This is a genomic window from Streptomyces sp. NPDC051677 (genome assembly GCF_044453465.1).
Lineage (GTDB): Bacteria > Actinomycetota > Actinomycetes > Streptomycetales > Streptomycetaceae > Streptomyces.
Genome location: NZ_JBITCT010000016.1, coordinates 180,693 through 204,591 on the forward strand (window position 1 = coordinate 180,693; position 23,899 = coordinate 204,591).

The 23,899-nt window shown below is 73.3% G+C and carries 20 protein-coding genes; 10 read left to right on the top strand and 10 right to left on the bottom strand.

From position 1 onward, the window contains the following. The first annotated feature begins 423 nt into the window (after positions 1–423). The 4 genes from ACIBAF_RS21065 to ACIBAF_RS21080 all read left to right on the top strand — a co-directional run bounded on the left by ACIBAF_RS21065 (position 424) and on the right by ACIBAF_RS21080 (position 5,066). The gene (locus ACIBAF_RS21065) at positions 424–1,308 is read left to right on the top strand and encodes an NAD(P)-dependent oxidoreductase (RefSeq protein ID WP_399464738.1); all 885 of its coding nucleotides are present in this window, start codon (positions 424–426) and stop codon (positions 1,306–1,308) included. 142 nt (positions 1,309–1,450) lie between these two features. Further along, a complete protein-coding gene (locus tag ACIBAF_RS21070; RefSeq protein WP_399464739.1) occupies positions 1,451–1,744 on the top strand; it encodes an SHOCT domain-containing protein in 294 nt (97 codons plus the stop codon). Then, positions 1,741–2,508: an ABC transporter ATP-binding protein gene (locus ACIBAF_RS21075; protein ID WP_399464740.1), complete on the top strand. Its 768-nt coding sequence runs from the start codon at positions 1,741–1,743 to the stop codon at positions 2,506–2,508. Before ACIBAF_RS21070 ends, ACIBAF_RS21075 begins: the two co-directional genes overlap by 4 nt. Next, positions 2,505–5,066: an ABC transporter permease gene (locus ACIBAF_RS21080; protein WP_399464741.1), complete on the top strand. Its 2,562-nt coding sequence runs from the start codon at positions 2,505–2,507 to the stop codon at positions 5,064–5,066. The genes ACIBAF_RS21075 and ACIBAF_RS21080 overlap by 4 nt, the downstream gene beginning before the upstream one ends. A 51-nt stretch (positions 5,067–5,117) precedes the next feature. Here the strand turns inward: ACIBAF_RS21080 and ACIBAF_RS21085 are convergent, their stop codons facing one another. Further along, a complete protein-coding gene (locus ACIBAF_RS21085) occupies positions 5,118–5,657 on the bottom strand; it encodes an ATP-binding protein (protein ID WP_399464742.1) in 540 nt (179 codons plus the stop codon). 216 nt (positions 5,658–5,873) lie between these two features. Continuing rightward, positions 5,874–6,197 (bottom strand): hypothetical protein, encoded by a 324-nt coding sequence (locus tag ACIBAF_RS21090; RefSeq protein WP_399464743.1) that lies wholly within the window; start codon positions 6,195–6,197, stop codon positions 5,874–5,876. Between the two features lie 423 nt (positions 6,198–6,620). Here ACIBAF_RS21090 and ACIBAF_RS21095 point away from each other — a divergent pair, with 423 nt between their 5' ends. Further along, the gene (locus tag ACIBAF_RS21095; protein ID WP_399464777.1) at positions 6,621–7,745 is read left to right on the top strand and encodes a PLP-dependent cysteine synthase family protein; all 1,125 of its coding nucleotides are present in this window, start codon (positions 6,621–6,623) and stop codon (positions 7,743–7,745) included. 36 nt (positions 7,746–7,781) lie between these two features. On the opposite strand, the gene ACIBAF_RS21100 is transcribed toward ACIBAF_RS21095, so the two are convergent. Then, positions 7,782–8,252: an SRPBCC family protein gene (locus ACIBAF_RS21100; protein WP_399464744.1), complete on the bottom strand. Its 471-nt coding sequence runs from the start codon at positions 8,250–8,252 to the stop codon at positions 7,782–7,784. Positions 8,253–8,309: 57 nt separating this feature from the next. Further along, positions 8,310–9,140 (bottom strand): DeoR/GlpR family DNA-binding transcription regulator, encoded by an 831-nt coding sequence (locus tag ACIBAF_RS21105; RefSeq protein WP_399464745.1) that lies wholly within the window; start codon positions 9,138–9,140, stop codon positions 8,310–8,312. Positions 9,141–9,422: 282 nt separating this feature from the next. On the opposite strand from ACIBAF_RS21105, the gene ACIBAF_RS21110 reads away from it, so the two are divergent. Next, positions 9,423–11,822, top strand: coding sequence for a hypothetical protein (locus ACIBAF_RS21110; protein WP_399464746.1), 2,400 nt, complete (start codon positions 9,423–9,425; stop codon positions 11,820–11,822). A gap of 5 nt (positions 11,823–11,827) precedes the next feature. Here ACIBAF_RS21110 and ACIBAF_RS21115 read toward each other — a convergent pair whose 3' ends face one another. The 4 genes from ACIBAF_RS21115 to ACIBAF_RS21130 all read right to left on the bottom strand — a co-directional run bounded on the left by ACIBAF_RS21115 (position 11,828) and on the right by ACIBAF_RS21130 (position 16,501). Continuing rightward, positions 11,828–14,275, bottom strand: coding sequence for a right-handed parallel beta-helix repeat-containing protein (locus ACIBAF_RS21115; RefSeq protein ID WP_399464747.1), 2,448 nt, complete (start codon positions 14,273–14,275; stop codon positions 11,828–11,830). Between the two features lie 108 nt (positions 14,276–14,383). After that, positions 14,384–14,989, bottom strand: coding sequence for a hypothetical protein (locus tag ACIBAF_RS21120; protein ID WP_399464748.1), 606 nt, complete (start codon positions 14,987–14,989; stop codon positions 14,384–14,386). Positions 14,990–15,193: 204 nt separating this feature from the next. Continuing rightward, on the bottom strand, positions 15,194–16,018 hold the full coding sequence (locus tag ACIBAF_RS21125) for an MOSC domain-containing protein (RefSeq protein ID WP_399464749.1): 825 nt from the start codon (positions 16,016–16,018) through the stop codon (positions 15,194–15,196). A 45-nt stretch (positions 16,019–16,063) separates the two neighbouring features. After that, positions 16,064–16,501 carry a DUF6643 family protein gene (locus ACIBAF_RS21130; RefSeq protein WP_399464750.1) on the bottom strand — a complete coding sequence of 146 codons (438 nt, stop codon included), beginning with the start codon at positions 16,499–16,501 and terminating at the stop codon, positions 16,064–16,066. 300 nt (positions 16,502–16,801) lie between these two features. On the opposite strand from ACIBAF_RS21130, the gene ACIBAF_RS21135 reads away from it, so the two are divergent. Then, on the top strand, positions 16,802–18,097 hold the full coding sequence (locus tag ACIBAF_RS21135; RefSeq protein ID WP_399464778.1) for a TerD family protein: 1,296 nt from the start codon (positions 16,802–16,804) through the stop codon (positions 18,095–18,097). 17 nt (positions 18,098–18,114) lie between these two features. Here ACIBAF_RS21135 and ACIBAF_RS21140 read toward each other — a convergent pair whose 3' ends face one another. Then, positions 18,115–19,290, bottom strand: coding sequence for a glycosyltransferase (locus ACIBAF_RS21140; RefSeq protein ID WP_399464751.1), 1,176 nt, complete (start codon positions 19,288–19,290; stop codon positions 18,115–18,117). Positions 19,291–19,347: 57 nt separating this feature from the next. Here ACIBAF_RS21140 and ACIBAF_RS21145 point away from each other — a divergent pair, with 57 nt between their 5' ends. Together ACIBAF_RS21145 and ACIBAF_RS21150 are read left to right on the top strand one after the other, a co-directional pair. Next, the gene (locus ACIBAF_RS21145; RefSeq protein ID WP_399464752.1) at positions 19,348–20,133 is read left to right on the top strand and encodes a glutamate racemase; all 786 of its coding nucleotides are present in this window, start codon (positions 19,348–19,350) and stop codon (positions 20,131–20,133) included. A gap of 107 nt (positions 20,134–20,240) precedes the next feature. Further along, positions 20,241–20,816: a hypothetical protein gene (locus ACIBAF_RS21150; protein WP_399464753.1), complete on the top strand. Its 576-nt coding sequence runs from the start codon at positions 20,241–20,243 to the stop codon at positions 20,814–20,816. A gap of 47 nt (positions 20,817–20,863) precedes the next feature. Here the strand turns inward: ACIBAF_RS21150 and ACIBAF_RS21155 are convergent, their stop codons facing one another. After that, positions 20,864–21,946 (bottom strand): O-antigen ligase family protein, encoded by a 1,083-nt coding sequence (locus tag ACIBAF_RS21155; protein ID WP_399464754.1) that lies wholly within the window; start codon positions 21,944–21,946, stop codon positions 20,864–20,866. A gap of 279 nt (positions 21,947–22,225) precedes the next feature. On the opposite strand from ACIBAF_RS21155, the gene lnt reads away from it, so the two are divergent. Further along, entirely contained in the window at positions 22,226–23,836 is a 1,611-nt protein-coding gene (lnt, locus tag ACIBAF_RS21160) for an apolipoprotein N-acyltransferase (RefSeq protein WP_399464755.1), read from the top strand. Positions 23,837–23,899: the final 63 nt, after the last annotated feature.

Here is a 23,899-nt window from a genome sequence, read left to right on the forward strand (position 1 = left end):
TGACCAGCGGGACGTCCCGCAGCGCGACGCACAGGCCGTCGGCCTCCGGATGCCCTGCGGCCCGCCGGGCCCACGCGGGGAGGCGACCAGGACGCACTCCTCGTCGCCCAGCGGCCCCGACTCCCGCGCCCGCCCGTCCGCGCGGCCGCCGGGTGGCGATCACCAGGTCGTGATCGACACCTCCGAGTGGGAGGGCTTCTTCGGCGCCTTCGGCTTCCCGCCCCTGGACGCGCACGTCGTGGGGTGCCAGGCCCCGGGCGCCCGGCGACCGGGTCCGGATCCTCACCCAGGAGACGCAGCTCGGCCACCCGGCCGACGCCCTGGCCCGCGAACGCCCCGACCCATGCTCAACGGTCACCAGGCGTGGCTGGACGGCCTGGTCGCCGCCGTGTCGAAGCAGCAGGGTGGAAGTAGGTTGACGTCATGACAGACGAACTGACCGTGAGTGTCCTGGGGACCGGCATCATGGGCGCCGCGATGGCCCGCAACCTCGCCCGTGCCGGACACACCGTGCGCGCCTGGAACCGCACCCACGCCAAGGCCGAGCCGCTCGCCTCGGACGGCGTGCATGTCGTGGACACCCCCGCCGAGGCGGTCCGTGACGCGGACGTCGTCCTGACCATGCTCTACGACGGTCCCGCGGCCCTGGACGTCATGCGCGAGGCCGCTCCCGCGCTGCGCGCCGGCACGGCCTGGGTGCAGTCGACGACCGCAGGGATCGAGGCCATCGGCGACCTGGCCGACTTCGCCCGCGCACACGACCTGGTCTTCTTCGACGCCCCCGTGCTGGGCACCCGGCAGCCCGCCGAGGCCGGTCAGCTGACCGTGCTGGCGGCCGGCCCGCAGGCGAGCCGGGACGCGGTGGCGCCCGTCCTGGACGCCGTCGGCGCGCGGACGGTGTGGACCGGCGAGGACGGCGGCGCGGGCAGCGCCACCCGGCTGAAGCTGGTGGCCAACAGCTGGGTCATCGCGGCCACGGCCGCGGCCGGCGAGGTCCTCGCCCTGGCGCAGTCCCTGGACGTCGATCCGAACGCGTTCTTCGAACTGATCGCGGGCGGCCCGCTCGACATGGGGTACCTGAAGGCGAAGACGGGCCTGATCCTCGACGACCGGCTCTCGCCCGCCCAGTTCGCGGTGACGACCGCCGCGAAGGACGCGCGTCTGATCGTCGAGGCCGGCCGCGAGAGCGGCGTCCGCCTGGACGTGGCGGCCGCCAGCGCCGAACGCCTGGAGCGGGCCGCCGCCCAGGGCCACGGCGACGAGGACATGGCCGCCGCCTACTTCGCCAGCTTCGACGAGAACGCCTGACCCGCACGGAGAGCAGCCACGTCATCCGCGTGTACTCCCCAGGAGGTACCCGCACTGCCGCTGGCTGTACGACGACCCGGACCCCCTCCCGGCGGGACTCTCGAGACATCGAACGAGAACCTCACCGAGGAGATGATCCGAGATGAACACGCTGGCGAACTGGGACGGCGGCGGCCCCGGCCCGTGGATCCTGTTCTTCCCGCTGATCTGGGCGGCCGTGGTGGTCGGCGTCGTCACGTTCCTGCGCCGCACCGTCCGGCGCGGCGCTCGCGGACCCTGGAACGCGGTCGGCGACCCCCGCCCCACCGGCGACTCGCCCCTCGCGGTCCTCGGCCGTCGCTTCGCCTCCGGCGAGATCGACGAGGACGAGTACTGGCGCCGGCTGTCCGTCCTGGACGAGCAGTTCGGCCGCATGGGCAAGGGCGGTGCGGCATGAGCGCCGCGCCCACAGCGACTGCCGCGACCGGCACGCGGGACGCCGCGCGGGTCGTCGACGCCGTGAAGGTGTACGGCGTCGGCGACACCGCCGTACGGGCCCTGGACGGGGTGAGCGTGGCCTTTCCGGCCGGACGGTTCACCGCGATCATGGGCCCGTCGGGCTCCGGCAAGTCCACCCTGATGCACTGCGCGGCCGGCCTGGACACCCTCACCTCTGGGGCCGCGTACATCGGCGGCACCGAACTGGGCGCCCTGGACGACCGCCGCCTCACGCTCCTGCGCCGCGACCGGGTCGGCTTCGTCTTCCAGGCGTTCAACCTGGTGCCGACCCTGACCGTCGAGGAGAACATCCGGCTGCCGCTGGACCTGGCTGGCGAGCGCGGCGAGTCGGAGTGGATCGACGCCCTCGTGGACGTCGTCGGCCTGCGCGACCGCCTCCGCCACCGGCCCTCGGAGCTCTCCGGAGGCCAGCAGCAACGCGTCGCCGTGGCCCGGGCGTTCGCCGGCCGGCCGGACGTCGTGTTCGCCGACGAGCCCACCGGCAACCTCGACTCCCGCGCCGGCGGAGAGGTGCTCGCTCTCCTCGCCCGCACCGTGCGCCGGACCGGCCGCACGGTCGTCATGGTCACCCATGACCCGGTCGCGGCCGCCCACGCCGACGAGGTCGTCTTCCTCGCCGACGGACGTCTCGTCGACCGGATGGAGTCCCCGACCGCCGACCGCGTCCTGGACCGGCTGAAAGCCTTCGAGGCGCCGTCATGAACGCGTCCTTCCGCCTCAGCCTCTCCTCCCTCCGGGCGCACCGGCGCCGCTTCGCCGGGACCTTCCTCGCGGTCTTCCTCGGCGTGGCCTTCCTGGCCGGGACGCTCGTCATGGGGGACACCCTGCGCGCGAGCTTCGACTCGATGTTCGGCGAGGCGACCGCCGGCACCGACGCCGTCGTGCGCGGCGCCGACACCATCACGACACCCGGCGAGAGCCGGGGCGTGCGCCAACCCGTCGACACCGACCTGGTCAGGACGGTGGAGGCGGTCCCCGGCGTCGCCGCCGCGGCCCCCGACATCCAGGGCGCCGGCCAGCTCGTCGGCAGCGACGGCAAGCCGATCGGCGGCCAGGGCCCGCCCACCCTCGCCGGAAACTGGATCACCGACCCGAAGCTCAACCCCTACCGGCTCGCGGCGGGCCGCGCGCCCGCCCGGTCGGGCGAGGTCGTCGTCAACCGCGGCACCGCCGAGCAGGGCGGGCTGAAGATCGGTGACACCACCACGCTCCGCACGCCCGACCCCGTGCGCGTCACGATCGTCGGGCTCGCGACCTTCGGCGGCGAGGACGGCATGGCCCAGGTGACCTACACGGGCATGACCCGCGCCGACGCCGAGAAGTACCTCACCGCCCGGCCGGGCCAGGCGTCGAGCATCGTCGTGCGCGCCGACTCCGGCGTGCGCCAGTCGGAGCTCGTCGACCGGCTGACTCCCGTCCTCCCCAAGGGCGTTGAGGCCATCACCGGTCAGGAGTCGGCGCAGGAGAACACCGACATGATCGCCAGCCAGTTCCTGACGATCTTCACCACGTTCCTGCTGGTCTTCTCCGGCGTGGCCCTGCTGGTCGCGACGTTCTCCATCCACAACACCTTCGCGATCGTCGTCGCCCAACGCGCCCGTGAGAACGCCCTGTTGCGGGCACTCGGCGCGTCCCGCCGCCAGGTCACCGCCGCCACCCTCGTCGAGGCGAGCGCCGTCGCCATGACCGCCTCGGCGGCCGGGCTCGCAGGCGGCGTCGGCATCGCGGCCGGCCTGCAGGCACTGTTCCCGGCCATCGGTTTTCCCTTCCCCGAGGGCGACTTGGTGATCAGCGCCCTCTCCCTGGTCCTGCCGCTCGCCGTCGGCGTCCTGGTCTGCCTGGGCTCGGCGACGCTGCCCGCCGTACGCGCCGGACGCACCGCTCCGCTGGCCGCGCTCCGCGAGACGGCCGTGGACTCCTCCGGGGCCTCGCGACCGCGCGCGGTCATCGGCACGGCCCTGGTCGCGTTCGCCGTCGCCCTGACCCTCACCGGCGTCCTCGTCTCCCCGTCCGTCTGGATGGCGGGAGGCGGAGCCGTCCTCGCCCTGGTCGCCTTCGTGGTCCTCGGCCCGGTCGCCTCCAGCACGGCCGTACGTCTCCTCGGCAGCCCGCTCGACCGGCTGCGCGGCGTCACCGGGGGCCTCGCCCGCCGCAACGCCCTGCGCAGCCCGAAGCAGACGGCCGCCACCGCGAGCGCCCTGATGATCGGCGTCGCCGTGGTGTCGCTGTTCACCGTGTTCGGGGCCTCGCTCAAGGCGACCATGGACCAGACGGTCTCCCGCTCCTTCGCGGGCGACGTCGCCGTCAGCACCCCCTCGTTCGGCGCGGGCGGCAGCGGTCTCAGCCCGAAACTGGCCCCGGCCATCGGCAGGCTGCCGGAGGTCGACACGGCCGTCGGGCTCGGCAGGGGAGTCGCCGAAGTCGACGGCAAGGGACGGGCGTTGACCGTCACCGACCCGCTCGCCCTGCGACGCACCTTCGACCTCGGCACCGTCCAGGGCGATCTGGGCGCCCTCGGCGCCGACGGCATCGCGATCACCCGCCAGGAAGCCGACCGTCAGCACCTCGCCCCCGGTGACACCGCCCGACTGGCGTTCACGGACGGCGCGCAGCAGACCTTCACCGTCCGCGCCGTGTACGGCCGCTCCGAACTCGCCGGCGACTACGTCATCACCCGTGTCGCGTGGGCCCCGCACCGCACCCAGGACGCCGACACCCTGATCGCCGTCTCCTTCAAGGACGGCGTGAGCGCGGGCGCGGGCAAGGCGGCCGTCGAAAAGGTCGCCGCGGGGTACGGCAACCCCGAGGTGCAGACCCGCGACGCGTACGCGCAGTCCTCGGCGGGCGGCATCGACATGATGCTCACCCTCGTCTACGCCCTGCTCGCCCTAGCCGTCCTCATCGCGCTCCTCGGCATCGCCAACACGCTGACCCTCGCGATCCACGAACGCACCCGTGAGCTCGGCCTGCTCCGCGCCGTCGGCCAGACCCGGTCCCAACTGCGGGCCATGGTCCGCTGGGAATCCGTCCTGGTCGCCGCGTTCGGCACGGCGGGCGGCCTGGCCCTCGGCGCCTTCCTCGGCTGGGTGCTCGTCCGGGCCTCCGACGGGGCGAGCGACAGCGCCTTCGCCTTCGCGCTGCCGCCCGCCCAACTCGCCGTCGTCGCCCTGGTCGGCGTGGCCGCCGGAGCCCTCGCGGGCCTGCGCCCGGCCCGGCGCGCCGCCCGCCTGGACGTCCTGCGGGCCATCGCCACCGAGTGACGTACGGCTCCACCGGGCGACGTACGCCCGAGGGTTGAGGTCACCGCCCGGTCAGCCGACGACGGCCGACCGGGCGGGAGCGTGTGCGGGCCGCAGCTCGTCGACGGCCACCACTTCGGTGAACCGGGGCGGGACCTGTTCCCGGGGGGTGCGGCGCGGCGGACGCGCCGCCAGCTCGCGCACGGCGACGGGCGTCGGCAGCGTGAACCACACGACCTTGCCCGACTCGCCGTCCGGCCGCGCGCCCCAGCTCTCGCTCACCGCAGCCACCATGGCGAGCCCGCGCCCACAGGTGGCGAGGGCCCCGGCGTCCTTCAGCTCACCCACCACCGGCAGCCGCGGGTCGTGGTCGCGCACGGAGACGGTGAGCCGGTCGGACAGCAGCTCCATCTCCACGACGCACACCTTGTCGGGCTGGGCATGCAGGTGGACGTTGGTCAGCAGCTCGGTCACACCGAGCGCGGCCCGGTCGATCAGCGGATCCAAATGCCAGTAACGCAACTGCGCCGATACGATTCTGCGGACCTGGCCGATCCGCGACGGCAGGGCCTGAAGCTCCACCGTGCAGTGCCTGCTTGGGTTGGTGATCACGGCTGCGACTCCCCGACTGAGGTCCGGAAGAACACGGAGTTCGGATCGAGCAGGGCGTCTGCGCAAGGCGGCCGCCTGCTGTCGTGGCCGGCGGGCTGGTTCGCAGCGTTATCGCCGGTAAACCCAGAGTGACGTGAGACCAGAGTGACGCAGTGGTCGCGGTGCCGCAACTCGCGGTGATCCGGCCACCGACTCGGGCCGCCCCTCTGCGTCGGCTCAGCCGCCGCGCCCCGCCGCCCTGCGCACGGCCTCGATGAAGCGGCGCGCCGCGGGCGGCCCCGGCTCGCCCGGCGCCGGGTCGTGCTCGCCCAGGGTCAGCAGGTACCGCGTGCCGTTGACGTCGGCCAGCGCCCGGTCCTCCGGAGCGAACCAGGGCTTGGAGGCGCGGACCGCCTGCACCGGCGCGCTGTCGATCTCGCTGCCGTAGCTGGTCAGCAACTCCAGCCTGCCGTCGCTGATCCGGACCTGGCCGGCCCGGGTGAGCGAGCGCAGCCGCTTTCCGATGCGCACGCCCGTAGCCGTGAACTCCGGCTCCGCCATGCCTCCCCGCCCCCTTGTGCGCCTGGGCGAGCCGGACCGTGCACCCGCGTGGGGCGTGATCCAGCCCGCGTGATCGAACCCGTCCTCGTGATCCAGTGTGCGCCCCCGTCCGGGACCCGCCTGCGGACCGGGGCGTTGAGAGCCTGTGTCATATCCCGCTCTCACCGCGTCCGAGGCCTTCGCCCGACCCGGTGCAGTCTGCCCGCGCCCGGCGTCGAGCACCAGTGCGCACGACGCCCCGGCGCCACCCGGCCGGAGCACTCGCGCGAATGCGCCCCCAAGCGCCGACGCCCGCTCCCCAGGGTCGGCTTTGAGCGTCTCAAAGGTGTGTTTATGCAGGTGAGAAGCGTGCGGAAGGTGCTTATGATCGTGGTGTCGGCCGCGCGGACCACCGTCGGCGCGAAGCCTGAAGGAGCCCCCGCCGTGACCACCTCCCACCACGCCAGGACCGGCGCCACCCTCGACGTCGACCACAGCGACACCACGTATCGGGACTGGCTGAAAGAAGCCGTCCGCAAGGTCCAGGCGGACGCCAACCGCTCGGCCGACACGCACCTGCTGCGCTTTCCGCTGCCCGAGAAGTGGGGCATCGACCTGTATCTCAAGGACGAGTCGACCCACCCCACCGGCAGCCTCAAGCACCGACTCGCCCGCTCCCTCTTCCTCTACGGCCTGTGCAACGGCTGGATCCGGCCGGGCCGCCCGGTGATCGAGGCGTCCAGCGGTTCCACCGCCGTCTCCGAGGCCTACTTCGCCAAGCTGATCGGCGTGCCCTTCATCGCCGTGATGCCGCGCACGACGAGCGCCGAGAAGATCCGCCTGATCGAGTTCCACGGCGGCCGGTGCCACTTCGTCGACGACCCGCGCACGATGTACGAGGAGTCGGCCCGCCTCGCGGCGGACGGCGGGGGCCACTACATGGACCAGTTCACCTACGCGGAACGGGCCACGGACTGGCGCGGAAACAACAACATCGCCGAATCCATCTTCCGCCAGCTGGAATGGGAGCGGTTCCCGGTGCCCGCCTGGATCGTGGCCACGGCCGGCACCGGCGGCACCTCCGCGACCCTCGCCCGCTACGTCCACTACACCCGGCGCGACACCCGCATCTGCGTCGCCGACCCGGAGAACTCCTGTTTCTTCGAGGGCTGGACCACCGGCGATCCCGACGTCACCTGCGACTGCGGCTCGCGCATCGAGGGCATCGGCCGGCCGCGGATGGAACCGAGCTTCGTGCCCGGCGCCATCGACCGGATGATGAAGGTCCCCGACGCGGCCAGCGTCGCCGCCGTACGCGCCCTGGAGCGGGCCATCGGCCGCAAGGCGGGCGGCTCGACGGGCACCGGACTGTGGAGCGCGCTCAAGATCGTCGCTGAGATGGTCGCCGACGGACGCCGGGGCAGCGTGGTCACCCTGCTGTGCGATCCGGGCGACCGCTACCTCGACAAGTACTACTCCGACGCCTGGCTCGCCGAGCAGGGCCTGGACATCGCCCCGTACACCGCCGTGATCGAGTCACTGCTCGCCACGGGCGTGTGGCCGGAGTGACGAACAGGGGCAGACGCACCCCTCAAGGCTCGCCGCTCAAGGGGTGAGCCGCCGGTCCAGTCGCGTCACCGCGTCCCGGAAGGACCGTCCCAGACCCGCCCGGGCCAGCCGCAGGACGGACCTGAGCGCCCCGTTTCCGTCGGCCGCGAACGTCCACTGCACCCGGGTCCCCGTCCCGGCCGGCTCCAGCCGCCACTCCTCGACCAGCGCGCGCAAGCCCGGCGCGTTGGTGACGTCCACGCGGTAGGCGTACACCTCCGGCTCCTTCGCCACGAGGACCGTCTCGCGAAAACGCCCGCCGCCCACCAGCCGTACGTCGCGCCCCGCACCGCCGTCCAGCGGTTGGATGGAGTTCACGCCCGGGAACCACTCGGCCCAGCCGGACACGTCCTCGGCGAGCGCACGGAAGACCTGTTCGGGAGAGGCCGCGGCCTCCCGCGCGAAGACCATGCGTACGGGAGCGATGCCGACGAAGTCGAGCCCTTCGGGGCGTAACCGGTGAGCCATGCGCACAACCTCCTCATGGCGAGGAAAAACGGGTGCGCCACCCTATCCGCAGCCCTCTCAGATGTCTGCACCCTCGTCGGGCTCGCCCGCGACAACCAGCCGCCGCAGGTGCTCGGCGATCTCCGTGCGGGCCGCGCCCGGCAGACCCGCGTCCGTCACCAGCGTGTCGACCTGCTCCAGCGCTGCGAACGAACTCAGGCCCACCACACCCCACTTGGTGTGGTCCGCGACCACCACGACCCGGCGCGCGGACTGCACCAGACGCCGGTTGGTCTCGGCCTCCGCGAGGTTCGGCGTCGACAGGCCGGCCTCGGCCGATATCCCGTGCACGCCGAGGAACAGCACGTCGAAGTGGAGCGCCGCGATGGCCTGGTCGGCGACCGGACCCACCAGCGAGTCGGACGGCGTGCGCACTCCGCCGGTCAGCACGACCGTCGCGGCGCCCTGCCGCGGGCCCGAGGTGCGCTGCGCCATGTGGAAGACATCGGCGACCCGCACCGAGTTGGTCACCACGGTCAGATCGGGCACGTCCACCAGGTGGTGCGCCAGCGCGTACGTCGTCGTACCGCCCGACAGCGCGATCGCGCTGCCCGGGGCGACGAGCTGTGCCGCGGCCTTCGCGATGTCCTCCTTGGCAGTCAGCTCCAGGCCCGACTTCGCCTCGAAGCCCGGCTCGTGGGTGCTCGCCTCCACGATCGGCACCGCGCCGCCGTGCACCTTCTCCAGGACGCCCTGCCGGGCCAGCGCGTCGAGATCGCGCCGCACCGTCATGTCCGACACGCCGAGCTTGCGGGTCAGCTCGTTGACACGGACGCCGCCACGACGCCGGACCTCGTCCAGGATCAGGGCGCGGCGCTGCTCCGCGAGGAGGTTCTGATTCTCGCTCACGTACGCTCCGGTCCTTTCCCTCAAGCCGTCCGACAGGCCCGCTCACCTGCTCCGACGAGGACATTCTCCCCGACGCCGGTGTGCGGGCGTCCCATCCTCGCACGGCCTGCTCACAGCTGTGCCACCACCCCGACGCGTGCATGCCAGTCACGGGTGGCATCGGCGTTTTCCCGCCCTGTCCGCGGAGATTCCGTGACGGGAGGTGTATCACGCCGGCGAAACGGCGATCCTTATGCCCGCACGGACACATGTCGAAGGCGTGTCACGGGGGAAGTGCGAACAGTGGAACCTGCCTCTGCGGACAGAACGGCCCTGGAACTCCTGGTACACGGCGTGGGTGGCGCCACGCCCGAGAAGATGCTGAACGATCCGCGCACGGTGCGGATCACCGGCGACGACACGGCGGCCGTCTACCGGCGCGCCGACGACGTCACCGCGGACACCGGACCCGGCGACGACCGCGGCCGCGACGCACCCGTCCCCGAGGCCTACGTCTGGTCCAACCTCACCTCCGGCAACGGCACCCGCGCCCTGTGGCTGTTGCTGCTGCCGTTCATGGTCGTCAACCTCGCCCACTGGATGCGCCCCGCCGCCCGGGAACGCATCCGCACGGTGCGTCTCTACGGACTGCTGGTGCGGCTCGCGGCGCTGAGCCTGACGGTGCTGCTCGTCGCCGCGGCCTGCGAGGTAGCCCTCGACCTGACGGCCTGGCAGTGCGCGGGCACGCCCGCGTGCGCCGAGCGCCACTCCTGGCTGGGCTTTCTCTCCCCGGCGGTCTCGAACGACGGCTGGTGGAGCCTGCCCGGCCGCCGTCTCGCCCTCGCCGCCCTGGTCCCGACCGCCCTCACCGGCCTCCTCTGGTACCTCTCCCACCGCACCTGGCGGGCGTACGAGTCCCAGGAACCCCTCGACCGCACGCCCGAACCGGAGAACGACCCCGGTCACACCGCGCTCGGCCGGCCCGGCTTCTGGTACGGGCGCCGCCTGGTGGCCCGCCTGCGCGCGGCGCACACCGCGGCGGGACTGCTGACGGTGGCCGCGGCGGTCGGCACGGCGGCCGTACGCCAGGACCGTCGGCCCGGCGGCTCCGCCCTCCTCGCCGGGCTCGGCCGGCTGCTGGAGGTGTCCCTGGTCGCGGCAGCGCTGGCCACGGTGTGGGTGGTGTGCCGCCGGGGCCGCAGCGAGCACCGTCTCGACCGCAGCCTCGACGCCCACCTCGTCCGTCGTCTCCCGCTGGCCGCCTTCGTCCTGCTCGCTCTCACGCTGGTGTACGCCGGATGGGACCGCCCCGGCTGGACGTCCGAGGGCCGCCTCCCGGGCGACGCGACCTTCGGCGGCCTGGCCCTCGCCCAGGGCGCCCTGGTCATCGCCCTCGCCGTCGTCGCCCGCACCCTGCACCACTGCCCCCAGGAGCCCGCACCGCCCGGCAGCGCCGTCGGCTCCACCGCACCTCGCGAGACGGACGCAGCGCCCGCGGACCCGGTCGGCCTCGTGTCGAAGGGCGTCGGCCAGGGCGCCGCCGGGCGGCTGGATCGTTGTGCGCTGCGGGGGCTCGGCGGGCCCGCGGTCGCGTTGTTGGCCTGTGCGCTGGGCGGGGTGATGTCGGGCGGCGTGTCGCAGCGGGTGTCGGACTGGCTGGACGGCACCGGGACCTCCCTCGACGGGCCGCCCGTGCTGCTGACCTGGCAGGCGTCCGCGATCCCCGTGCTGATCTCGGTCCTGCTGGTGCTGTGCGCGGTACTCGGCCGGCGGACCCTGCTGCTGACCCGCGCCGAGCAGGACAAGGTCGTCCGGGAGTACGGGGTGAAGACCGGGGACCCGGCCCGAACCCGTCGTATCGCCCGCGCCCGTGCCATGGCCACCCTCACCGACCGCGCACCCCTGCTCGTCGCCGTCACCTCCACCGCGACCCTGGTCCTGGGCGCCGGCGCGATCGTCGGCGCGTTCAGCACCGGGAAGACCCCGGTCCAGGCCGGGCAGACGGCCCAGCCCTTCGTGCACGGGGCGGCCCAGACCGCCCAGGCCCTGGGCTCCTGGCTGATCGGGCTGGGCTTCGTCCTGTTCGTCACCTGGGGCCGGCGCGCCTACAAGGACCCCTCGGCGCGGCGCACCATCGGCATCCTCTGGGACGTCGGCACCTTCTGGCCGCGCGCCGCGCACCCCTTCGCCCCGCCCTGCTACGCCGAGCGCGCGGTACCCGACCTGACCTGGCGCATGGCCACCTGGACGCGCGCCACGGGCGGGCGCCTCGTCATCTCCGGCCACTCCCAGGGCAGCGTCCTCGCGGCCGCAGCGGCCTGGCAGCTGCAGCCCTCCGACCGCAAACGGGTAGCCCTGCTCACCTACGGCTCCCCGATCGAGCGGCTCTACGGACGCTGGTTCCCGGCCCACTTCGGGCCGGCCGCGCTCGCCGCCCTGCACGAGGACATCGACTGCTGGCGCAACCTGTACCGGCTCACCGACCCCATCGGCGGCCCGGTACGGCTCTCCGGCGACGACTGCGGCCCCCAGGTGGACCGCGAGCCCCTCGCCGACCCGCTGGCGTACGGCCGCACCGCGGAGCACCCGCTCCCCGCGCCCATCCTGGGCCACTCCGACTACCAGGCCGACCCGGCGTTCGCGCAGGAGCGCGAGCTGCTGCTGGGGCGGCTGCGACCGGAGGTCCCCGTGCAGCGCGTGTGAGCGGATCAGGGCAGCTCGGGCAGGTCCTCCGCGTACAGCAGCGTCAGGTCGTCCTTGTCCGGCTCCGCCACCTGGGCGACCCGGCTGGCATGCCGCTCGACCATCGCCTCGAACGTCTGCCGCGCGGTACGTCCGTTGCCGAAGGCGGGGCCCTTGGGGAGCTCCGTGAAGTACTTCAGCAGGGCGTCCGCGGTGCCCGGGCCGAGCCGGTACTCGTGCTCCTCGGCCTGCTGCTCCACGATCCGCAGCAGCTCGTCGGGGCCGTAGTCACCGAAGGTGATGGTCCGTGAGAAACGGGACGCCACTCCGGGGTTGACCGAAAGGAACCGCTCCATCTCGGCCGTGTAGCCCGCCACGATCACCACCACGGCGTCCCGGTGGTCCTCCATCAGCTTCACCAGGGTGTCGATGGCCTCCTTGCCGAAGTCCCGTCCCGCGTCCTCCGGCGACAGCGCGTACGCCTCGTCGATGAACAGCACACCGCCGTGCGCCCGTTGGAAGGCCTCCTGAGTCCGGATCGCCGTCGAGCCGATGTGTTCGCCGACCAGGTCGACACGGGACACCTCGACGAGGTGGCCCTTCTCCAGGACGTCGAGGGCGGCGAGGATCTCGCCGTACAGACGCGCGACCGTCGTCTTGCCGGTGCCGGGGGAGCCGGTGAAGACCAGGTGGCGCTTGACGGACGCCGCCTTGAGCCCGGCCTGCAGGCGGCGACGGCCCACCTCGATCATGTCGATGAGGGCCCGCACCTCCCGCTTGACGCTCTCCAGGCCCACCAGCGTGTCCAGTTCGCCGAGCACGTCCTTGGAGGTCCGCACCGACGTCTGCGGCTCGACGGCGGGGTGCTGCGGCTCCGGCACGGTGACGCGCTGCTCGGGGATCACCCCGAGCAGACCGGGCGACTGGGCGGTCGTCTGCACGGCCGTCTCCGGCGCCCCCATGGCCGTCGGCGTCCGCACGCCCGCGCTCTCGTCGCTGGTGCAGTCCTCGACCACCGGACCGGAACCGGGCGTGGCGTCCGCCCCGGCGTCCGCGAACTCGTAGCCACCGCGCGCGCAGCGCTCCGTACGGCACTTGCGCAGCGTCGTACGACTGCCGTCTATCACGTGGAAGCCGTAGCCGCCGCTGTTGGTCACCCGGCAGTTCAGGAAGCTGCCGCGACCGCCGGCCGACACATAGAAGCCGGCCTCGGCGGGGGAGTCGACCGTGCAGCGCTCGACGGTGGGGTCGGCGCCCTTGGTGACGATCACGCCGGTCTGCGTGCTGTCCACCGTGCAGTTGTTCAGGGTGCCGCCGCTGCCGTGGTCACGGAACCACGCGCCGGTCGCCGCGTCCCGGATCCGGCAGTCGTCGAGCTGGGCGGTCGCGCCGTCGCTCACCGACACGGCCGTGTTGCGCACCTGGGAGAGGTCGCTGTCGACGACGTCCGCGCGCGAGCCGCGGTCGAGGACGAACAGCGCGTCCGGCACATCGTGCACCCGGCAGGAGTCCAGCACGGCGGTGGCGCCGTCGCTGACCCAGACGGCCGGGTAGTCGCCGGTGCTGTCGAAGATCTCGCACTGGTTGGCGTCCACCCGTGTGCCCGGGTCCCACACCGACAGCCCGTTGCGCCCGAACTGACGCACCGTCGTGCGGGTCAGCGTCAGGACGGAGCGGGAGCGCAGGTCGACCGCGTTCTCCGGGATGTCGTGGATACGGCAGTCGGCGAGGGTGAGCACGGCGTCCGTGTCGAGGGTGACGCCGTCGGCGGTCGTGCGGTGCACATCGCAGTCGGTGAGGTGGGCGGTGGCCCGGGCGGTGATCTGCACACCGCTGCCCCTGACCTCGTACACCTCGCACCCCACCGCCTCCAGCGCCGAGTTGTCGCCGGTCGCGCTCAGACCCGCGCCCGAGGTGTGGTGCACCCGGCAGCGCTCCAGCCGGGGGTGCGCGCCCCCGCGCACCGCGACGCCGGCCTGCCCCGCCGCGACGACCTCGCACTCCTCGAAGACACCGCCGCCGCCGTCGACCACGGCGATGCCGATGCCCGCCGGATTGTCCACCGTGCACCGCCGGACCGTCGGGCGGGCGCTGCCCCGCACCTCGATGCCCGCCGCGGAGCGGGTGACGATCCGCAGGTCCAGCAGCTCCGGCGTGCCTTCCTCGACGAGCACGGCGGGCGCCGCCGCGTCCTGGCCCTCCACGTGCAGGTCCTGTACCACCGCAGAGGCCCGCACGGTCAGCGGCACCCCGTCCACGGGCGCGAGGCGCACGGAGCCGGGGGAGCCCTCGGGGCCGCGCAGCGTCACCGACCGCTGCACCACGAGGTTCTCCCGGTAGGTGCCGGGAGCGATGGTGAGGACATCGCCCTCGGCCGCGGCCTCCAGGGCGGCGGCGAGCGATGCGTACTCACCCGTGCGGCGCCGCCACCTCGATGTGCCGGTGTGCGTCACCTGGACCGTGCCCTGTGCCATGGCGTTGCTGTGCCCCCACCTCGTGGTACGCGGGTTGATGCCGAAATGCTTCGGCCGGACCACCGTAGCGTGCGCGCGGGTGGTGGGTTGACCAGAGACGGAAGGCCGTCAGCTGCCGGTGCCGGTGCGGCCCCAGTCCGGGCCCGCCCGGTCCCAGGCCTGATCCCAACGGGCGTACCGGCGGCGGACCATGCGCCAGACGATCAGCCGTCGGCCGCCCTCGACCAGGCCCGCGGTGAGCAGGGCCGCGCCGAAACCGGCGAGCACGGCGTGCGTCGTCGCCGTGGCGGAGTCCAGCGGGCGGGCCACCAGCCGGCCGTGTCCGTCCGTCCATATCTCGAAGTGGTCGCCGCTGTGCGGGGTCTTGAGGCCCGCCAGGACCGTGCCGTGCTGCGTGGTGCCGTCCGGCGCGGTCCAGTCGGCGACGACCCGCGTACGGGAGTCCCGGCCGGTGGCCGTCTCGGGGTCCATCTCCAGGGGCGAGCCGTCCACCTTCCGCACCACGGTGGCCGTGACCTCGTGGCGGGACACACGCTGCTCGCGGACCGCCTGTTGCAGGACGCCCTGCGCGACCGCTCCGACGACCGAGCCCACCACGGGCGCCACGAGCAGGATCAGGAGGAGGGCCGACAGGGCCACCCAGGCCTCGGCCAGGTCCGTGCCACGGCGCAGCGGGTTGTGTCGCCAGCGCCAGATTCCGCGGATCGCTCGCACCGTCCGCACCCCCTTCCCCCTCCGTGATAACTCCCGTCGGAGCCGTTCACGCGCGAGCCCGGTGAAAGAGAGAGCGAAATCACCAGGGCTCGGGACCTCTCATGAACTTCTCACGCAGTGCCAACGCTCCGGGACCGGGCGGGGGTTCCCGCGGATCGCCCCGGCCCTGATGGAGGCCGGAACCATGCGATGACGGCGCGCTGGCTAGGCGAGGACGCGCACCGGGTCGCCGACCCTGACCGTGCCCCGGGACAGGGGCACCAGGTTCTGCCCGAAGACCAGCTTGCCGTCGAGGCGCCGGTGCCGGCCGAGGGTGGACAGCGGCTCCTTGCCGCGCCCGGCGGTGCTCTGGTCGGTGGTGGTCACGACGCACCGTCCGCAGGACTTGGCGACGCGGAACTCGACCTCGCCGACGGCGAGGCGCGACCAGCCGTCCTCGGCCCAGGGGTCGGTGCCCGCCACGACCAGGTTCGGCCGGAAACGGTTCATCGGCAGCGGCCCCTCGTCGGCGTGCCCGCCCTGCGCGATCAGGGAGTTGAGGGCGTCGAGGGACGCGGTCGTGGTGACCAGCAGCGGATATCCGTCGGCGAAGGACACGGTCTCGCCGGGCAGCGCGTACTCGGGATCGACGGGCCTGCGCGTCGCGGGGGCGTCCATGTGCACCAGCCGTACGTCGACGCCGAGGTGGGCGCTGCACCAGGCGTGTGCGGCAGCGTCGGCGAGGACCCCCTCCACCTTGTCGCCGAAGATCTCCAGCGACACCGTGCCCACCGGTTCGGGTGTCCGCACGGCCAGCGGCTCGAGACCGGGCGCGGACAGACGCACGCCGCCGCCGGGCAGAAGCTCGGCGGCGGCCAGCGCGAGGCGCGGCTGCTGGCGTTGTGTGACGACCTTTCCCCCGTGGTCGATCAGCGTCCAGCGTCGGTCACCGGCCAGCCCCCAGGGCTCCACGACGGCTTTCCGCGGCGCCTGGCCCCGGAACGCCTTGACCGGATGGACGTGTATCGACAGCAGCTCCGCATTCCCCATGGGGTCATCCTGCCAGGCGGCGCCGACGACCCGGGGTGGAGCGACTCAGTAGCCGCCGCGGTACTGCTGCTGCTGGTTGTACGGGTCCTGGTACTGAGGCGCGGCGGGCCGGGGCGCGGCCGGGCGCATCGCCTCGTAGCCCATGCCGTGACCCGCCGGGCGCGGCTGCTGCTGCGCCTGGGAGCCGGGATAGCCGCGCGGCGCGGCGGCCTGCGGCGGGATGTACGCCGCCGGGGCCTGCTGCAGCGGAGCGGGCTGCTGTGCCTGCGGGTAGCCGTAGGGCGCCTGGGAAGGGCCTGCCGGGAGGGCGGGCAGCGCCGACGGCAACGCGGGCAGGTTGCTGCTGCCCATGTCGTACGCGGCGGGGACCCGGATCGGGGCGATCTGCGGGGTGCCCCGCTCGGCCACGAGCGAGTCGTAGATCGGAGTGTCCGGGAAGGAGGCGTAGTAGCCGCCGCCATAGGTGGAGCGGGGGGAGGTCATGGCACATAAGTTAAGCCCACGATGTGCTGGTTGGGGAGACCGATAAGAAGGTTGTTTTCCGTGTCGGTAGTGGCCTCGGATCCCTAATGCGAGCGAAGTTGGGAAAAAGGGACGGTAAACCGTCTGTAGATCGTGTAAAGGCCGAGTTCCGAGCGGGTTACCGGCGGGTCGGCCGACGCTGATCCGGTGTTCCCGATGGGAGTTCGTTGTCCTGCGCAATAGGTTGGCCGGGTAGACAACCCGAGGGGTGCCGGGCGTGCGGCCTGGGCGCACCGACACACAAGGGGGACGTGCATGTCAATGTCGAAGGGGTCCAACGCCCCGGTGCCGACCACGGCACTGCGAGTCGAACTGGGCTGGCGCTCGGGACCGGGCGTTCCGGACGCGGACGCGTCGGCGCTGCTCCTCGTGGGCGGAAAGGTCCGTTCCGACGCCGACTTCGTGTTCTACAACCAGCCGGCCCATTCCTCCGGGGCCGTGCGCCACGAAGGCAAGCGCGACGCCGCGGGCCGCGTCACGGACGCCCTTCTCGTCGACCTCGCGCGCGTGGAGCCCGCGATCGAGACCGTGGTCCTGGCCGCTTCGACGGACGGCGGCTCGTTCGGTCAAATCCCGGACCTCTACATCGAGGTACGGGACGCGTCCGCGGGCACCGTCGTGGCACGGTTCGACAGCGCCGGCGCCACCGTCGAAACGGCGTTCGTGCTGGGCGAGTTCTACCGCCGCCAGGGCGCCTGGAAGTTCCGGGCCGTCGGACAGGGCTACGGCAGCGGCCTCGAAGGCCTGGCCACGGACTACGGGATCACCGTGGACGAGCCCCAGCACGCCGCCGCCCCGGCGCCGTCGACCCCGCAGTCCCCGCCTCCGCCACCGCCGACCAGGCCCGCCTTCCCGGCCACGGTTCCCCCGCCCGTCCACCAGGCCCCGCCCCCGCCGTCGGCGCCGCCCGCCGCGCCGGTCCGCCTGACCAAGGTGACGCTCACCAAGGCCGCCCCGTCGGTCTCCCTGACCAAGCAGGGCGGCACCTCGGGCGCCCTCCACGTGAACCTCAACTGGGAGACACGCAAGCAGTTCTCGGGGTGGGGCAGCAAGCGCGGGCGGGCGATGGCCCTGCACAACGACCTCGACCTCGACCTGTGCGCCCTGTACGAACTCGCCGACGGCCGCAAGGGCGTGGTCCAGGCCCTCGGCAACGCCTTCGGCGCCCTGCACCAGCCGCCCTACATCCACCTCGACGGCGACGACCGCACCGGCGCGGTGGCGAGCGGCGAGAACCTGACCGTCAACCTCGACCGCAAGAACGACCTCCGGCGCATCCTCGTCTTCGTCACCATCTACGAGGGCGCCCGTTCCTTCGCCGACCTGCACGCCACGGTCACCCTGCGACCGCAGTTCGGCGCCCCGATCGACTTCTCCCTCGACGAGTGCACGGTCCCCTCGACGGTGTGCGCCCTCGCGCTGATCACCAACCACGGCGGCGACCTCGTAGTCCAGCGCGAGGCCCGCTACCTGGTGCCCGAGCGCGGGGTGAGCCCGCAGCGGACCGTCGACCACGCCTACGGGTGGGGCATGAACTGGACCCCGGGCCGGAAGTAGGGCCCCCGCCCCGGGGTTCAGCCCTCGTCGGTCACGGCGTCCGGACGTGCGTAGGTGCGGCCCTTCCAGGCCGCGCCGCGCCCCCGGTAGTGCTGCACCGCTGAATCCACCGTCATCAGCAGGTAGAGGAACGCGGTGAACGGCAACAGGGGAGCGAGCCACAGCGGCTGACCGTAGTGACGCAGCATCGGGAGGTACGTCCCCGTCATCACCAGCCACGCCAGACCGCCGGGCACCGCCGCGGCCGGACTGCCGAAGGCGAGCCCGGTGAGCAGGGCGAGCGGCGGCGCCAGGTACACCAGGGCGAGTCCGAGCACCGTACCGGTCAGCAGAAGCGGGTTGTGACGCAGTTGCGCGTAGGCGCTGCGCGAGACCATCCGCCACAGGTCGTGCAGCCTCGGGTACGGGCGCACGCTGTCCACCCGCTCGGCCAGTCCCAGCCAGATGTGGCCGCCCCCGCCCTTCACCGCGCGCGCGAGCGCCACGTCGTCGATGACGGCATGCCGGATGGCGTCCGGGATCCGGGCCCGCTCGGCCGCCTCGGCGCGCAGCAGTACGCAGCCGCCCGCCGCGGCCGCCGTGCGCGCCCCACGCCGGCCGATCCGGCGGAAGGGGTAGAGCTGCGCGAAGAAGTAGACGAAGGCCGGTACCACCAGCCGCTCCCACAGGCTGTCCACCCGCAGCCGGGCCATCTGGGAGACGACGTCGAAACCCCCGGTGCGCGCTGCCGCCACCAACTCCCGCAGGCTGTCGGGCGCGTGCGCGATGTCGGCGTCCGTCAGGAGGAGGTACTCGGGCTCACGCGCGCGTGCCAGCGCGATGCCGTGCCGCACCGCCCACAGCTTGCCGGTCCAGCCCGCGGGCGGCTCGCCCGGCGAGTCCACGGTCAGCGGGAGCCCGCCGAGGCGCCGGGCGAGATCGCGCGCCAGTTCGCCCGTGCCGTCCGAGCTGCCGTCGTCGACGAGGAAGATCTCGGCCCGTCCCGGATACCCCTGCGCGAGCAGCGACGGCAGGCTCGCGGGCAGCACCGCCGCCTCGTCGCGCGCGGGGACGACGACACAGACCGACGGCCACCGCTCCGGTTCTCTCCGAGCCGGCAGTCGCACATCCGTACGCCAGAAGAAGCCCTGACAGAGCAGCAGCCACAGCCAGGCGGCCAGGGACAGGGCGGCGATCCACACGATGGCGCTCACGCGCGCAGTCTGCCCCACCCGACCGGCCGTCAAGAGCCCATCGTCTATGGTGGCCGGGTGAAGATCGCGCTCATGGACTCCGGAATCGGTCTGCTGGCGGCCACCGCCGCGGTACGGCGCCTGCGACCCGACGCCGATCTCGTGCTCTCCCTCGACCCCGACGGCATGCCCTGGGGTCCGCGCACCCCCCAGGACCTCACCGAGCGTGCCGTGGCCGTCGCCGACGCCGCCGCCGCGCACCGGCCCGAGGCCCTCATCGTCGGCTGCAACACGGCGACCGTGCACGCCCTGACCACCCTGCGCGCCCGCCTCGAACCCGGCATCCCGGTGATCGGCACCGTCCCGGCGATCAAGCCGGCCGCGGCCGGCGGCGGTCCCGTCGCGATCTGGGCGACCCCCGCCACCACCGGCAGCCCCTACCAGAGGGGCCTCATCCAGGACTTCGCCGACGGAGTCCCGGTCGCCGAGGTGCCCTGCTGGGGACTGGCCGAGGCCGTGGAGCACGCCGACGAGGCGGCGATCGACGCCGCGGTCGCCGCGGCAGCCGCCCTCACCCCCGACGAGGTGACGACCGTCGTCCTGGGCTGCACCCATTACGAACTGGTCGCCGACCGCATCCGTGCCGCCGTGCAGCGCCCCCGGCGTCCGCCGCTCGTCCTGCACGGTTCGGCCGGGGCAGTGGCGGCTCAGGCACTGCGCCGGATCGGTGCGCGCCCCGCACCCGAGGCGGCGGCCCTCGGCACCGTGACCGTGATCCTCAGCGGCCGCCAGGGCGATCTCCCGGAGCCCGCCCTGGCCTACGCGGAAGGCCGCCTGCTCCAGGCCGTCAGCCCCGCGCAGTGACCGACGGGCGGTCCACGCCGTCCTCGGGGACGGCTCGCCGCCCGGGCGGAGCAGTCACTCTGCGCAACGGGCTACCGGCGCAGCGAAACCTGAGTAACCTCATGCATATGAGGGACCACCCCCAAGACGAGAGCACTCCGCCTCCCGACGTCCCGCATCGTGACGCCCCGCACCCCGACGTCTGGACCGGGCGCGCCACCAACCGGTTCCAGTGGCTGCTCGCGCTCGTCGGCGCCGCCTGCATGGCGCTCGGCATCGAGCTCGCCGTCGATTCCGCGTGGACGTCGGGCATCGCCCCGCTCGCCATGGCCGTCGTCGGCTGCATCGCCGCCGGGTTGCTGGTCCTCTTCGGCACCCTCGCCTTCGTCCACGTCGACCTGAAGCTCGACAAGGAGTCCCTCGAAGTGCGCTGCGGTCACATCGGCCTGCCGCGCCGCCGCATCCCGCTGGCCCATGTCGCAGGCGCCGACTTCGTACCGCTCGTCACCCCGCGCCACTGGGGCGGCTGGGGCTACCGCTGGCGGCCGGAGAAGGGCACCGCCGTCGTCGTACGCCGTGGCGAGGGCGTGCTGCTGCGGCTCTGGGACGGTCACACGTTCACGATCACCGTGGACGACGCGGAGTCCGCCGTACGCGTCATCAGGGCCCGGCTGCGGACGGGCGCCGCGGGCGCCGCACACTGACGTCCGTCCGACAGCCGGCCGGGTCCCACTCCGGGTCGCGCCCGCCGTCAGGCGGCCGGGCGGTCGCCGTGGCGGAGGTTCCTCTCGTACCCCGTCGGCGCCTCGGGCGCCGCGGCCTGCTGGGCCAGCGGTCGGGCTGTGGCCAGGCCAGCCAGCAGCCCCGCGCCGACCGACACCGTGGTGAAGCTCAGCGCGTTGCCGATCGCGGCGAGGCCCGCGAGGGCCGTGAGCGCGGCGCCCGCGGTGAGGACGACCGGCGTGGGGCGCGGCGCGCGCCACAGGGCGAACAGCACCCAGCAGAAGCCCGCGGCGAGCAGCAGCACCCCGATGACGCCCTGCTCGGCAGCCAGTTGCAGCGGCGCGGAATGGGGTTTGCCGTCGGACAGGGTCGACTGCACCGCCGTCGTGCTCAGCTCTCCGAAGCGTCCGGGACCCACGCCGAGTCCGGCCTCGTGACGGGCCATGCTCAGGGCGTCGTGCCAGAGGTCGACCCGGCGAGGCGTCAGTCGGTCGCGCACCGCGTCGGCGAGCCCGCCGGGCAGTGCGTCTGCGGCGATCGCCCAGGTCAGGCCGGTCATCAGGAAGGCCGTGCCGGCCAGCGCCAGCAGGCCCGGTCCCCGGCGGCGCATCCGGCCGGCGGCCAGCGAGCACAGCAGCACCGCGCCACAGCACACCACGGCCGTGACCGAGCCCAGGAGAGCCCCGGTGACCGCGATCACCCCGGCGAGCAGCCACAGCGCGTACCGCAGCGCGGGGAGCGGGGTGGCCCAGGCGGCGCAGCAGGCGGCGCCGGCCGACAGGGTCAGCAGCGCGGCGGTGGCGCCGGCGTGGCCCAGCGGCTCGACGATCTCGGGCCCCGGGTCGAGCCGGGGCAGGGCCACCGTCAGGGCGAGCCCGGCCAGCGCCCCGGCGCAGGGCGCGGCGACCGGCAGCAGCACCCCGAAGATCCGGCCCGCCGCATATCCGGCGGCCAGCGCCAGCACCGCGAGCAGAACGCCCTCGGGGCGGCCGCCGTGCACCGCGGCGGTGATCAGGGACCAGATGGCGCAGGCCCCGAACACGGCCACGCCCGCCGCGTCGGAAACGTTTCGTCTTTCCCCGTCCGCGTCCGTGCCGGCCGCAGACGTCATCCCCGTGGAACCCACCCCGTCCCCCCGAACCCGGTCGCCCCCCGACCGTGACGGACCTGAACCGTGACGGACCCCGAACGCCTGAGCGACCGGAGCTCTGCCACACCGTAACGGCTGATGGGCGGTTTGTGGATGACTTGCGCCGGGTTGTGCGCCGGGTCGTGCCGTGATGGAGCGCCGTGGGGGGCGTATGTCGACGGCCGGCGCGTGCCGTCGCCCACCGGCCCGCTCCGCGGACCGTGCTGTCGGCCGAAAGGGCGCCCGCCGTACACTCCCGGAGTGACCGTCACCGCACCTCCCGTGGGCCAGCCGGACCAGCTGGAACCGCAGACCGCGCCGCTCTCGCGCGGCGCGCGGCTCCTGCGCCTCGTCCCGGCCGCCGCCGCGGCGCTCTCCGGAGTGCTGCTCTACGTCAGTTTCCCGCCGCGCATCCTGTGGTGGCTGGCGCTGCCGGCCTTCGCCGTCTTCGGCTGGGTCCTGCGCGGGCGCAGCTGGAAGGCGGCCCTCGGCCTCGGCTACCTCTTCGGGCTGGGCTTTCTGCTGCCGCTCCTCGTGTGGACCGGCGTCGAGGTCGGCCCTGGCCCGTGGCTCGCCCTGGCGGCCATCGAGGCGGTCTTCGTCGCGCTGGTCGGCGTGGGCATAGCCGCCGTGTCGAAGCTGCCGGCCTGGCCGGTGTGGGCGGCCGCGCTCTGGATCGCCGGCGAGGCGGCACGCGCGCGCGTGCCCTTCCGCGGTTTCCCCTGGGGCAAGATCGCCTTCGGCCAGGCGGACGGCGTCTTCCTGCCGCTCGCCGCGCTGGGCGGCACTCCCGTCCTCGGCTTCGCGGTCGTCCTGTGCGGTTTCGGCCTGTACGAGGTCGTGCGCCTCGTCCTGGACCGCCGCAACACGGGTGAGGTGCGGCGCTCAGCCGCCGCCGTGGCACTGCTCAGCGTGGCCGTTCCGGTCGTCGGAGCCGTGGCCGCACGCGCGCTGGTGAGCGACAAGGCGCAGGACGGCACCGCGACGGTCGCCCTCATCCAGGGCAACGTGCCCCGTCTCGGCCTGGAGTTCAACGCCCAGCGCCGAGCCGTCCTCGACTACCACGCGCGCGAGACGCAACGCCTGGCCGCCGAGGTCAAGGCGGGCAAGGTCCCGCAGCCCGACTTCGTGCTGTGGCCCGAGAACTCCTCCGACATCGACCCCTTCGCCTACGCCGACGCCGCCGTCGTGATCGACAACGCGGCCAAGGCGATCGGCGCGCCCATCTCGGTCGGCGGGGTCGTCGGGCGGGACGGCAAGCTCTACAACGAGCAGATCCTGTGGGACCCGGTGAAGGGACCCACCCAGACGTACGACAAGCGGCAGGTCCAGCCGTTCGGCGAGTACCTTCCGCTGCGCTCCTTCATCGGCGCCATCAACGAGAACTGGACCTCCATGGTCCGCCAGGACTTCAGCCGGGGCAGCAAGCCGGGCGTGTTCGACATGGACGGCGCCAAGGTCGGCCTCGCCACCTGCTACGAGGCGGCCTTCGACTGGGCCGTGCGCGACACGGTCACCCACGGCGCGCAGATGATCTCCGTGCCCAGCAACAACGCCACCTTCGACCGCAGCGAGATGACATACCAGCAGCTCGCCATGTCCCGCGTCCGCGCCGTCGAGCACAGCCGGACCGTCACGGTGCCCGTGACCAGCGGCGTCAGCGCGATCATCATGCCGGACGGCAGGATCACCCAGAAGACCGGCATGTTCGTCGCGGACTCGCTGGTGCAGAAGGTGCCCCTGCGCTCCTCGGAGACGCCAGCGACGAAGCTGGGCATCCTGCCCGAGATCGCCCTGGTGCTCGTCGCCGCGGGCGGCCTGGGATGGGCGATCGGCGCCGGGGTGCGCGCCCGCCGGAGCGCGACGACCTGACGACGACTGGCGACCGAGGCGACCGCCGACTGGTGGCGGCCTGGCTGCGGCCTGACGAGGACT